This is a genomic window from Streptomyces sp. NPDC006872, assembly GCF_040635845.1.
Classification (GTDB): domain Bacteria; phylum Actinomycetota; class Actinomycetes; order Streptomycetales; family Streptomycetaceae; genus Streptomyces.
In genome coordinates, this window is record NZ_JBEYIL010000001.1 from 604,617 (window position 1) to 616,362 (window position 11,746).

Annotated in this window: 9 protein-coding genes; 1 reads left to right on the forward strand and 8 read right to left on the reverse strand. The window is 70.7% G+C overall.

The window, feature by feature from the left end; all coding sequences use genetic code 11:
• Nucleotides 1-13: 13 nt before the first annotated feature.
• From ABZ725_RS02840 to ABZ725_RS02865, 6 genes are all read right to left on the reverse strand, one after another.
• Entirely contained in the window at nt 14-1,078 is a 1,065-nt protein-coding gene (locus ABZ725_RS02840; RefSeq protein WP_358801009.1) for a hypothetical protein, read from the reverse strand.
• A 273-nt stretch (nt 1,079-1,351) separates the two neighbouring features.
• Nucleotides 1,352-1,771: a hypothetical protein gene (locus ABZ725_RS02845; RefSeq protein WP_358801010.1), complete on the reverse strand. Its 420-nt coding sequence runs from the start codon at nt 1,769-1,771 to the stop codon at nt 1,352-1,354.
• Nucleotides 1,772-1,849: 78 nt separating this feature from the next.
• Complete coding sequence (locus tag ABZ725_RS02850) at nt 1,850-3,061, reverse strand: pyridoxal phosphate-dependent aminotransferase (protein WP_358801011.1); 1,212 nt, start codon at nt 3,059-3,061, stop codon at nt 1,850-1,852.
• 87 nt (nt 3,062-3,148) lie between these two features.
• Nucleotides 3,149-4,120, reverse strand: a complete 972-nt coding sequence (locus ABZ725_RS02855; RefSeq protein ID WP_358801012.1) for an antibiotic biosynthesis monooxygenase — start codon at nt 4,118-4,120, stop codon at nt 3,149-3,151.
• A complete protein-coding gene (locus ABZ725_RS02860; RefSeq protein WP_358801013.1) occupies nt 4,117-6,843 on the reverse strand; it encodes a molybdopterin-dependent oxidoreductase in 2,727 nt (908 codons plus the stop codon). The genes ABZ725_RS02855 and ABZ725_RS02860 overlap by 4 nt, the downstream gene beginning before the upstream one ends.
• Complete coding sequence (locus ABZ725_RS02865) at nt 6,840-7,670, reverse strand: FAD binding domain-containing protein (protein ID WP_358801014.1); 831 nt, start codon at nt 7,668-7,670, stop codon at nt 6,840-6,842. The genes ABZ725_RS02860 and ABZ725_RS02865 overlap by 4 nt, the downstream gene beginning before the upstream one ends.
• A gap of 175 nt (nt 7,671-7,845) precedes the next feature.
• Here ABZ725_RS02865 and ABZ725_RS02870 point away from each other — a divergent pair, with 175 nt between their 5' ends.
• Nucleotides 7,846-8,724, forward strand: coding sequence for a serine protease (locus tag ABZ725_RS02870; RefSeq protein WP_358801015.1), 879 nt, complete (start codon nt 7,846-7,848; stop codon nt 8,722-8,724).
• A 67-nt stretch (nt 8,725-8,791) separates the two neighbouring features.
• Here ABZ725_RS02870 and ABZ725_RS02875 read toward each other — a convergent pair whose 3' ends face one another.
• Both ABZ725_RS02875 and ABZ725_RS02880 read right to left on the reverse strand, forming a co-directional pair.
• A complete protein-coding gene (locus tag ABZ725_RS02875; RefSeq protein ID WP_358801016.1) occupies nt 8,792-10,402 on the reverse strand; it encodes a D-aminoacylase in 1,611 nt (536 codons plus the stop codon).
• 41 nt (nt 10,403-10,443) lie between these two features.
• Entirely contained in the window at nt 10,444-11,718 is a 1,275-nt protein-coding gene (locus ABZ725_RS02880) for an amino acid deaminase (protein ID WP_358801017.1), read from the reverse strand.
• Nucleotides 11,719-11,746 lie beyond the last annotated feature (28 nt).

An 11,746-nucleotide genomic window follows, 5' to 3' on the forward strand; every position in this document is an offset into this window, starting at 1 on the left:
GTTGCTGTCCCCCTTATCCGCGCGCCCGTCGCGCCAGCTCGTGCAGCACCGCGGAGGTGGGCACGGGCGCCTGGCGGACGCCGGTCAGTTGCTGCTTGAGATAGGTGCCGGCCGAGGCGAACTCGGCGGCGACGCCCTGCGGACGGAACCCGTGCCGGATCTCCAGCTTGCGCAACTGCGGGTCGGTGGACAGGAGTTGGGCGAGTCCGGCGCCGTTCTCGGTGAGCGGTACGGCGGTGTGGTCGCTGTTGACGGTGGTGTCCGGGTAGAGGACCACCAGGTCGCCCGGCTGCTGTCCGTCCGCGAGGAGCGAGGCGACCTGCGACTCGTAGACCAGGACGAGCGGGTTGCCGGCGCCGCTGACGAAGTCCCGGAAGGCCGCGTCCGTGCCGGTCTGCTGGGCGCCCTGGACGCTGACCAGCTTGTGCAGCAGCGGCGCTGTCCTGTCGACCTCGGCGTCGCTCGCGACGACCTTGCCGCCGTTGGCCACGTAGGAGGCGGCGGCGAGATAGAGCGCGCCGGAGTTGGAGGTCTCCGGGTCGGTGCTGGAGAGGTAGAGGGTGCCGGTCAACTCCCCGTACTTCTCGGCGCCCTTGAGCTGCTGCCAGGTCCGGTCGGCGCGGGCCGCGTCGAGATAGGCGGCCATCTTCAGCGTGCCGCGGTGTGCGGCGTCCAGCGTGGCCAGGCCGTTGCCCGCGAGCACGTCGGCGGCGTTCTTGTGCGCCACGACGACGAGGGGCGAGTAGAAGGGGCGGGGGAGGGTCCCCTGCACCTTGTACTTGGCCGCGAGCTCGACGGCGGGCGCCTGGCTGCTCGGGAAGGCGAGGTCGTACCCCTTGAGGTCCAGCCCCTCCATGGCCCAGGACCCGGAGGTCTCGGCCTTGACGGTGTAGCCCTTGGCGGCGAGGGCCTTCACCACATCCGGGTCCGCGAAGAACTCCGCCTTCTCCGACCCGATCACGGTCCGCACGGTCTTCGTTGCCGTGCCCTTGTCCTCATCGCTGCGACCTGCGACGACGGCGACCACCACACCCGCCGTCAGCAGTACCGCGAGGACGATTCCCACGATTCGTCTCACAGGGGAAGCGTGCTCCCGGAACCCCACATTCCTGGGTGTCCCGGATGAACGCAGGGTGACGCACCGGCCCCGGCCCTGCAACGCCCTCAAGGGGCGCGAGGAACTGCGCGATCAGCCACACCGAACGCGCACCCGCAAGACGTCACCAGCCCCCGCGGCGAATAAACACCCCCGCCAAAGCGAACGCAGTGCATGGCACCCGGTCCGCGCGTCGCTGCGGGTGCACGCGGACCGGGGCCGTTCATGGGTTTCCGGGGGAGATCCCCGGAGGGTTCAGCCGGCTGTGCTCAGTTCCTTGGGCTCCGTCAGGGCGGCCGTGTGCGCTTCCATGCGCTGGGCCGCCAGGATCGCCGCCGTGGTGTCCGCGCGGGACGCGGCGACGAGGAGGGCGCGACCCGCCAGGGCGTTCGCCCGCTCGTGCAGCACCGCGAGGTGCGGCTCGGCGGCGGGGGCCGGGCGGACCGGGGTCCGTCCTCCCCGCAGCCGTGTGACCTGCTGCGCGAGCCGGGCGGCCGCGGTGTCCAGGTCGGTGGACGGGGCCGTGGCGCGCAGTTCGTCGGTGACGGCGAGCAGCGCCGCGAGATGACCGGCGAGCTGGATGTCCAGCTCCTCCTCGCGGGAGCGGTGGGGGAAGTCCGAGGGCGTGCCGGCCATCGTGCTGTGGACCGACTTGGTGCGGATCGGTTCGTACATGAGGATGGCCTCCTGTGCTGTCAGGAAACCATCCTAGCTTAGATTTCGTCTAAAGTAGACCCGCGACTGGAGTCGCGGTCACGGCTGGCCGTAGCCGTCCAGGAAGCGGGCGATCCGGCCCACCGCGTCGCGCAGGTCCGTCGCCGTCGGCAGGGTGACGACCCGGAAGTGGTCCGGTTCCGGCCAGTTGAAGCCGGTGCCCTGGACGACCATGATCTTCTCCCGGCGCAGCAGGTCCAGGACCATCCGCCGGTCGTCCTTGATCTTGAAGACGCTGGGGTCCAGGCGCGGGAAGAGATACAGCGCGCCCTTGGGCTTCACGCAGGTCACGCCCGGGATCTGGGTGAGCAGCTCGTACGCGACGTCCCGCTGCTCCTTGAGCCGGCCGCCCGGCAGCACCAGGTCGTTGATCGTCTGGCGTCCGCTGAGTGCGGCGACCACTCCGTGCTGGCCCGGCATGTTCGCGCACAGCCGCATGTTCGCCAGGATCGTCAGGCCCTCGATATAGGAGTCGGCGTGGGCGCGCGGGCCGGAGATCGACATCCAGCCGACCCGGTAGCCGGCCACCCGGTACGCCTTCGACATGCCGTTGAAGGTGAGGGTGAGCAGGTCCGGGGCGACCTTGGCGGTCGGGGTGTGCGTGGCGCCGTCGTAGAGGATCTTGTCGTAGATCTCGTCCGAGCAGATCAGCAGGTTGTGTCGGCGTGCGATGTCCGTCAGTCCCCGGATCATCGCCTCGTCGTACACCGCGCCCGTCGGGTTGTTCGGGTTGATGATGACGATCGCCTTGGTGCGGTCGGTGACCTTGCGCTCGACGTCCGCGAGGTCCGGCATCCAGTCCGACTGCTCGTCGCAGCGGTAGTGCACGGCGGTGCCGCCGGAGAGGGAGACGGCCGCGGTCCACAGGGGGTAGTCCGGCGCCGGCACGAGGACCTCGTCGCCGTCGTCCAGCAGGCCCTGCATCGCCATGACGATCAGCTCGGAGACGCCGTTGCCGATGAAGACGTGCTCGACGTCCGTCTCGATGCCGAGCGTCTGGTTGTGCATCACGACGGCCCTGCGCGCGGCCAGCAGGCCCTTGGCGTCGCCGTAGCCGTGCGCCGTCGAGACGTTGCGGAGGATGTCCTCCAGGATCTCCGGCGGGCAGTCGAAGCCGAAGGCGGCCGGGTTGCCGGTGTTCAGCTTGAGAATGCGGTGACCAGCCGCTTCCAGGCGCATCGCCTCTTCGAGAACCGGGCCCCGGATCTCGTAACAGACGTTGGCGAGCTTGGTCGACTGGATCACCTGCATGCCTGGGAGCTTACGGCTCGGTAACGCATCCGGGGGCGTGTTTTCCACCACGTGAGACGTGGAGTTTGGGTGGTTTTCGGTGATCGCTCAGGGCAGCGTCCAGATCTGGGTGGTGACGAGGTAGAAGACCACGACCCAGAACGCCATCAGTGCGGCGACGATGCCGAGGCCGACGAGGTTGGTCCGCGCCGCCGGCTCGTCCGGGGGCGGCCGCAGCCACCGCCCGAGGAGCCGGTTCACGTAGTGCGGCATGGTGAGGAAGCTCATCAGGAAGCTGGACAGCAGGTTGCCCACCAGCAGCCCGAGCCAGAACGGCATGCCCAGCGGCGACAGGGCCAGCGTCAGCAGCACGACGGTCGGGTACAGGCCGACCCAGACGGCGATGGACGTCTTCGTCTCCGAGGGCGGCGGCGATTCCTTGCCGCTCTCGTCGAAGGCGAACCAGCTGCCGAACGAGTTGTCGATCGTGTGCAGTCTGAAGTCGTTGAACTTCGCGCCTTCGGCGAGCAGCTCCTGCCGCCTCGGTGACGTCAGCCAGGCGTCGAGATGCTCGGCGCTGTCGAATCGGTACATGGTGGTCCAGTCGGCCTGGACCCCCTCGACCGGGCGGAACAGCTCGGTCCCGCGGAATCCCTCGAACTTCCCCTCCTCCTGGCTCATACGGCGCTGCCAGGCGAGGAACTCGTCCACCTGGCCGGGATCGACGCGGTGGGTGATCACGACCGTCACCAGCGGATCCGCCGGCCGGCCGCCGCCGCTGACGACCTGCTGTGTGCCGGGGCCGTCCAGGTAGGTGTCGCCGACCTCCAGGAGGCGCTGTCTGGTCGCGCTGTTGATCCACGCCTGAAGATGGGCCACCGAGTCGAACCGGTAGACGACGACCCATTCGGGTTGCAGGTCCGTCGGCCGGGTCACCTCGACGCCGAGATACCCGGCGTAGTCGGCGGCGGCGGCGTTGACGTCCTCCTGCCACGACTCGTATTCCTGTTCGAGTCCGGGCAGTACCTTCTGGCCGATGATCGCCGTCGCCGCCGCGCCCGCGTGCTGTTCGGTGCTCATGAGTCCGGGCCCGTCGACACCGACTGCTTCTCGATGAGCCGGCTGTAGATCCGCTCCGGAGTCAGCGGCAGCGAGCGGAAGCGGACGCCCGTGGCGTCATGCAGGGCGTTCGCCAGCGCCGGGGCCACCGGGTTGATGCAGCACTCCGCCATTCCCTTCGACCGCAGGGGGCCGACCGAATCCGTCGAGGCCACCAGAAGCACGTCGGTGCGTGGAATGTCGGCGTAGGCGGGGATGCGGTAGTTGCGCAGGTTCGGGTTCACCATGACGCCGTCCGCGTCGATGTGGTGGTTCTCGGTCAGCGCGAACCCGATGCCCTGGGCGACCCCGCCCTCCACCTGTCCGCGCACCTGGGCGGGGTTGACGATCGCGCCGGCGTCGGCCGCCTGGACGCTGTGCAGGATCCGGATCTCCCCCGTCACCCGGTGCACGGCGATCCGGAAGCCCTGGGTGTTGGAGGTGACGCTGCGGGGCGAGCCGTAGGCCTTGCGGGCGGCCGTGAAACGGATTCCGCGCGCCCCGGCCGATGCGACCAGCTCGGCCAGCGGCACCCGCCGGTCGCCGCAGAAGACGTCCTCCTCGCCCAGCGAGCACAGCACGGGATGGACGCCCGTGTACGCGGCGGCGTACTCCAGGATGCGGTCGCGTACGGCGTCGGCCGCCCGCAGCACCGCGTTGCCCGACACGAACAGCCCCGCACTGGCGAAGGCGCCCGTGTCGAAGCCCGTGCGGTCGGTGTCGGACTGCACCAGCCGGATGCGCGACGGTGTCGTACCGAGCTGGCCGGCCGCGATCTGGACGTGCGCGGTCGACGTGCCCTCGCCGAACTCGACCGTGCCGACGGCCAGTTCGTACACCAGGTCGTCGCCGAGCGTGACCCAGGCCTCGGAGATGTGCTCGGTCGGCGGCGCCGTCTCGTGCAGGGAACTCGCCACGCCCGTCCCGACGAGCCATTCGGGGCCGGGGGACGCCTGGCCCGCGGTCCGGGCCAGGGCCTCGCCCACCCGATCGATGCACTTCGCGAGGGAGTCCTCGGTGAACGACACGTCGTCGGGGCCGTCGTGCAGGGCGACGAGCGGGTCGCCCGGGCGCACGATGTTCCGGCGGCGCAGTTCGAGCGGATCGAGGTGCAGGGCGCGCGCCAGCTCGTCCATCGCCGACTCCACCGCGAACGCCGGCTGGGTCATCCCGTAGCCGCGCAGCGCGCCGCTCGGAACGGTGTTGGTGTAGACGGAGTACGCGTCGTACTTCTTGTGGGGGCAGCGGTAGATCATGACGGCCGCGCCGCCCGCGAACAGCGTCTCGCCGCCGTGGTTGCCGTAGGCGCCCGTGTTCGACACATTGCGGACCTGGAACGCCGTCAGGGTGCCGTCGGCCTTCGCGCCGAGCTTGACCGTCAGCGTCATCGGGTGCCGTGGCGAGGCCGTGGTGAACTCCTCCTCGCGGGTGTACTCGAAGCAGACGGGACGCCCGGTGTCCAGGGCGGCGAGCGCGGCGAGGTCCTCCGAGATCACCTCCTGTTTGCCGCCGAAGCCGCCGCCCACGCGCTTGCAGAACACCCGGAGCTGGTCCGGACGCAGGGCGAACAGATGGGCGAGTTTGACCTTCGCGATCGACGGCGACTGCGAGCTGGTGCGGACGTTGAGGCGCCCGTTCTCCAGCCAGGCGATCGAGCCGTGCGTCTCCAGATGCGCGTGCTGCACCCGGGGCGAGGAGTACGTGGCCTCGTGGATCACATCGGCCTCGGCGAACCCCGTGTCCACGTCGCCGATGTGCGAGTGGATCTCCAGCAGCACGTTGTGGACGGGATCCAGGGCGAACGGATCGTCCGTGTCGTGGAGTTGTGGCGCCCCCTCCGCCATCGCGGCTTCGGCGTCGAACACGGCCGGCAGCACCTCGTACTCCACGACGACCTTCCGGCAGCCCTCCTCCGCCGCCCCGACCGTGTCGGCCAGGACCGCGACGACGCGCTGTCCGGCGAAGCGGATCGTGTCGTCGAGGATGAAGGTGTCGTCGGGGTCGACGAGATGGTCGGTGTGGATCGCCGTGGTGAAGCGCCTGCGCGGCACGTCCTGCCAGGTGTAGACGCGCCGCACGCCGGGGACCGCCAGGGCGGCGTTCTTGTCGACGGACACGATCCGGGCGTGCGCGTGCGGCGAGTGCAGCACCTTGAGGTGCAGCATGCCGTCGAGGCGGGTGTCCATCGTGAACTCGGCGCGGCCGGTCACCACATCGTCGGCCGCCGGCGCGCCGACGCTTGTCCCGACGGCCTTTCCCGGCGCGGCGCCCTCCACGCCCACGACGCCGCGCACGGCGTCCTCGATCGCCCGATAGCCGGTGCAGCGGCAGAGGTTGCCCTTCAGCGCCCGGGGCAGGTCCGCCCGCTGCGCGTCGGTGAACGTCGCCGACGTCATGATCATCCCGGCGGTGCAGAATCCGCACTGGAACCCCGGGGCGTCGCGGAACTCGCGTTGCACCGGATGCAGGTCGCCGGGTGCTCCGAGGCCCTCGATCGTCGTGACCTCGTGGCCGTCCGCGCGGAAGGCGGGGGTGATGCAGCTGTGCACGGGGTCGCCGTCCAGCCACACCGTGCAGGCGCCGCAGTCGCCCGCGTCGCAGCCCTTCTTGACGCCGTAGTGGCCGAGCGAGCGCAGGAAAGTGCGCAGACACTGCCCGGGCGCCGGTTCTTCGGTGAAGCTCCTGCCGTTCACCAGGTAGCTCATGTCAGGTCCCCAGCCTTGAGTTCGCGACGAATCTCTTCGGCGAAGTGCCTTGTCAGGTGGCGACGGTGGTCGGGGGTCCCGTTGGGATCGGCGAACCAGAGGCCGGGCGGGACGGCGTCGATGCGCCGGCGCAGGGTACGGGCGTCGGGCACGCTGTCGAAGGCGAAGCGCACCGGGCGGGTGGTGCCGGCCGTGACGGTGAGCAGCAGGTCGCCTCTGCCCGGCGTCCGGGTGCCGATGAGGAACACCGTCGAACGGCCGAGCCGGGTCAGCGTGAAGCGGCGGTGCGCGGTGCGCTTGCGCAGGGCGTGGGCCGGGATGCCGACGCGGCGCAGCATCTCCCCGGGAGCGAGCACATTGCGGTGGTCCCCGGTGACGAAGTCGACGGCGTCCACGAAGCGCGTCGACCCGTCGGGAGCCCAGAGTTCGTAGCGGGCCTCCAGCGCGACCGTCAGTGTGATCATCGGGCCGGCGGGCAAGGACAGGCAGATGTTGCCGCCGACGGTGGCCGAGTTCCAGACCTTGAAGGAGGACAGGAAGGCCTCGCAGCCGGCCGCGAAGAGGGAGCCCGCGATCCAGTCGCGCGGGGGCGCGTAGGCGTACAGGTCGCGGACGGTGCAGGTGGCGCCGATCTCCAGGCCCGCGTCGGTGGCGACCAGGGGTTCCCAGCCCAGCGCGGTCAGATCGACCAGTCGGCGCAGCTGAGGCTGCTCGGCGGAGAAGAGCCACGTTCCGCCGGCGAGCCAGGCATCGCCCTCGCGCCAGTCCGTACCCGGTCGATCGGGCGACGGGTGCCGGACGACTTCGGTGATCGTGTTCAGGTCCATGGTCGGGAGCCGATCTCTGAACTGCGCCCCTCTCCAGCGTAGTCCCGGCGGCCGAAAACCGACTCTTGATCTCACCCCCCACGGCACTAACAATGCGCATGACAAAACTGTGCATGACAAGTCAACGGGCGGCCGGAAGATCTCCGGTCGCCTTGTCGTAAGAGGGGACCCCCACATGAGAAAGCCTCTCGTCGCCGCGTTCTTCGCCCTGGCCATCGCCGGGGCAGGCGCGGCACCCGCGGTCGCGGCGCCGGTGAGCGCACCGGCCGCTTCCCAGGCCGGAACGACGACCACGACCAAGGCCGCCGCGCCGACGCTCCAGGCCGTCACCCTCGCCGGGACCGTCGCGCTCAGCAACTGTTCCGGCTCGGTCATCCGCTTCCCGAACTCGCTGGCCACCGACCCGGCGCTGGTGCTCTCCAACGGCCACTGCCTGACGACCGGCTTCCCGGAGCCGGGCGAGGTGCTCGTCAACCAGGCCTCCAGCCGCACCTTCGGCCTGCTCAACTCCGCCGGCACCCGCGTCGCGACCCTCAGGGCCAGCAAGCTCGCCTACGGGACGATGACCGACACGGACGTCTCGATCTACCAGCTCACCAGCACCTACGCGACGATCCAGTCCGCGTACGGGATCTCCGCGCTGACCGTGCAGGACACCCACCCGACCGCCGGCACCGCCATCACCGTGGCCTCCGGCTACTGGAAGACGCTCTACAACTGCAGCATCGACGGGTTCGCGTACCGCCTGAAGGAGGGCGACTGGACCTGGAAGGACTCGATCCGTTACACCTCCGCCTGCCAGACCATCGGCGGCACCTCCGGCTCGCCGGTGATCGACCAGGCCACCGGCAAGGTCGTCGCCGTCAACAACACCGGCAACGAGGACGGCGAGACCTGCACGGTGAACAACCCGTGCGAGGTCGACGCGAGCGGCAACATCACCGTCCGCGAGGGCATCAACTACGCCCAGGAGATCTACCAGATCCCGGCCTGCTTCACGACCGGCAACCAGCTCAACCTGAGCGCCAGCGCCTGCACGCTGCCCAAGCCGTAGGGCTTGAAGCGGCAGGGCTTGAAGCGGCAGGGCTCGAAGCGTAGGGCTCGATGAGCGGGGCGTTCCGTCACATGGGACTGCGACGGACCGCCCGCCCCGCCAGCACGTCCGTGCGGCGGCCGTCCTCGATGACGAACCGGCCGTCGATCAGGACGTGCGGGACGCCCGTCGGCAGGGTGCGCGGCCGGTCGAAGGTGGAGCCCGCGGCGACCGTCGCCGGGTCGAAGAGCACCAGATCGGCGCGGTAGCCCTCGCGGACCAGGCCCCGGTCGGCCAGTCGCAGCCGGGCCGCCGGGCGCGAGGTGAGATGGGCGACGCAGTCCTCCAGCGACAGGACGCCCAACTCCCGTACATACCGGCCGAGATACCGCGGGAACGTGCCGTACGCCCGTGGATGCGGCTTCGCGCCCTGCAGAATGCCGTCCGAACCGCCCGTGTGGACGCGGTGCCGCATGATCGTCCGGACGTTCTCCTCATGGCCCACGTGCTGGAGGATCGAGGGCGCGAGCCGGTCGTCGAGGAGCAGCCGGCGGGCTGTCGTCCAAGGGGTCTCGCCACGCGCGGCCGCCGACTCCCGGACGGTACGGCCGACGTACTCGCCGAGCGCCGGGTCGCCCACGCCGGAGATCTCGATCGTCTCCCAGTCCACCGGCACCCCGTGACAGCCGTCCGCGCCGACGACCTCCATATGGTGGCGGACGCGCTCGGCGGTCTCGTCGTCCGCGAGACGGCGCAGGATCTGCGCCGGGCCGCCCTCGCTCGCCCAACTGGGCAGCAGGGCCGCGAGCGTGGTGCTGCCGGGGGTGTAGGGGTAGGTGTCGAGACTGATGTCGGCGCCCGCCTCCAACGCCTCGTCCAGCAGCGCCAGCAGCTCGGGCGCCCGGCCCTCGTTCTCGCCGAAGTTCATGGTGGCGTGGGCGAGATGGAGCGGACAGCCCGCCTTGCGGGTCAGCTCGACCATCTCCGCGTACGCCGCCAGCGCACCGGCGCCGTAACTGCGGTGATGGGGGCAGTAGTAGCCGCCGTAGGACGCCACCACCCGGCACAGTTCGGTGAGTTCGGCGTCCTGCGCGTACATGCCGGGCGTGTAGGTCAGCCCGGACGACAGTCCGACCGCGCCCTGCTCCAGCCCCTCCGCCACCAGCTGCCGCATCCGGTCCAGCTCCCGGGGCGTGGCCGGACGGTCCTCCCAGCCGACGGCGAGGGCGCGGACCGTGCCCTGCGGGATCAGATACGCGGCGTTGACGGCGATCCCGCGATCCAGCCGGTCCAGGTACTCGCCCACCGACCGCCAGTCGAAGTCGATGTCGTCGCCGGGGCCGTTCCAGCCGGCTATGGCCGACCGGACCTCTGTCAGCGTCCGGTCGTCGACCGGGGCGTACGACAGACCGTCCTGGCCCAGCACTTCGAGGGTCACGCCCTGCGCGGCCTTCGCACTGTGGTCGGGGTCGCGCAGCAGGGCGAGGTCGCTGTGCGCGTGCATGTCGATGAAGCCGGGGGAGAGGACGAGACCCTCGGCGTCCAGCTCCCGGCGGGCCTTGGGCCGTTGGCACCCGGCCGCGGCCGCCTCCTGCACGATCCCCACGATCCGGCCGCCGTCCACGACCACATCGGCCCGGTACGCGGGCGCACCCGAGCCGTCGACGACGTCCGCGTCCCGGATGACGAGTTCTTCCATGACCGGCCTCCAGCGATGAGAAGTGCGACCAGGGACAGGCCCTAGAAGAACGTGCGGATGTATTCGACGACCGTGCCGTCCGCCTCGGCCACGGGGATCAGCGGCCACTTGTCGAAGGACGTGCAGGGGTGGGACAGGCCCAGGCCGATCCAGTCGCCGACCTCGACGTCCGCCTCGGCGGTGGTGCGCAGCCAGGCGTGCTGGTCGGACAGGCCGGTCACCGAGACGCCGGTGGCGGGGCGTTCCGTGCCGTCGCGGCGGACCGCCTGGGCGAAGGGCAGGTCGAGGTCGTAGGCCGCGTCCCGCTTGCCCGCGTTGAGGAACGCCTGCTGGGCGGAGGGGCGGGAGACGACCTGGGCCCACAGCCGGAACGCGGGCTCCAGCGCGCCCTCCTCGGGTACCCGGTTGAACGGCGTGAGCTTGCGGTAGTGGCCGTCGTCGTGCGAGACGTACGCGCCCGAGCGCAGCAACTTCAGGACCGGGAGCGAGAGTTCGGGGATCTCGGCGAAGACGTCGGCGACCGCGTCGAACCAGGCGCTGCCGCCCGCGCTGACCACGATCTCCTCGGCGGCCGCGAACCGTCCCGCCTTGTCGAAGTCCACGGCAAGGGCGACGAGCCGACGCAGCCACGTGTGCACCCGCTCCGGGTCGGCCTGCGGGACCTCGCCCTCGTAGCCCGCGACCCCGACCAGCCGCAGGGTCGTCGTGGCCGCCACCGCGTCCGCGACCGCCGCGCATTCCGCCTCCGTGCGCACGCCGGTGCGGGCTCCCTCGCCCGCCGCCAGTTCGACGACGACGTCCAGCGGGCGGCCCGCGCCGCGCAGGGCGGCGTCCATCAGCTCGACCCCGCGCACCGAGTCGACGTAGCAGACGAAGCGGAAGCCGGCGTCGGCGTCGAGCTGCGCCGAGATCCAGCGCAGGGCGGCCGGGTCCACCAGCTCGTTGGCGAGGAAGACCCGCTGGACGCCGTACGCCCGGGCCACCCGCACCTGGTGCGGGACGGCGAGGGTGATGCCCCAGGCGCCGCGGTCGATCTGACGGCGGAAGAGCTGCGGGGCCATGGAGGTCTTGCCGTGCGGGGCGAACGCGAGACCGTGCCGGGTCGCGTACGTCTCCATGAGGTCGAGGTTGTGCTCCAGGCGCTCGGCGGAGAGGGCCAGCACCGGGGTCGCGAAGCCGCCGCTGAAGAGGTTGCGCCGCTGGGCGGCCAGCTCGCCGACGGTGAGGCCGTCGGCGTCCGGCGGGAGGCCCTTGAAGCGGTGGTCGACCCGTTCCTCGGCCAGTCGGGCCAGCGCCTCGTTTGCCTCGGTGCTCATGGAACCTCCCTGATCAGGAGCGTTGCGA

Coding starts and splice junctions, on each gene's coding strand:
- ABZ725_RS02845 (WP_358801010.1), bottom strand. CDS start 1,771: ATGTACGAACCGATCCGCACCAAGTCGGTCCACAGCACGATGGCCGGC.
- ABZ725_RS02850 (WP_358801011.1), bottom strand. CDS start 3,061: ATGCAGGTGATCCAGTCGACCAAGCTCGCCAACGTCTGTTACGAGATC.
- ABZ725_RS02855 (WP_358801012.1), bottom strand. CDS start 4,120: ATGAGCACCGAACAGCACGCGGGCGCGGCGGCGACGGCGATCATCGGC.
- ABZ725_RS02860 (WP_358801013.1), bottom strand. CDS start 6,843: ATGAGCTACCTGGTGAACGGCAGGAGCTTCACCGAAGAACCGGCGCCC.
- ABZ725_RS02865 (WP_358801014.1), bottom strand. CDS start 7,670: ATGGACCTGAACACGATCACCGAAGTCGTCCGGCACCCGTCGCCCGAT.
- ABZ725_RS02870 (WP_358801015.1), top strand. CDS start 7,846: ATGAGAAAGCCTCTCGTCGCCGCGTTCTTCGCCCTGGCCATCGCCGGG.
- ABZ725_RS02875 (WP_358801016.1), bottom strand. CDS start 10,402: ATGGAAGAACTCGTCATCCGGGACGCGGACGTCGTCGACGGCTCGGGT.
- ABZ725_RS02880 (WP_358801017.1), bottom strand. CDS start 11,718: ATGAGCACCGAGGCAAACGAGGCGCTGGCCCGACTGGCCGAGGAACGG.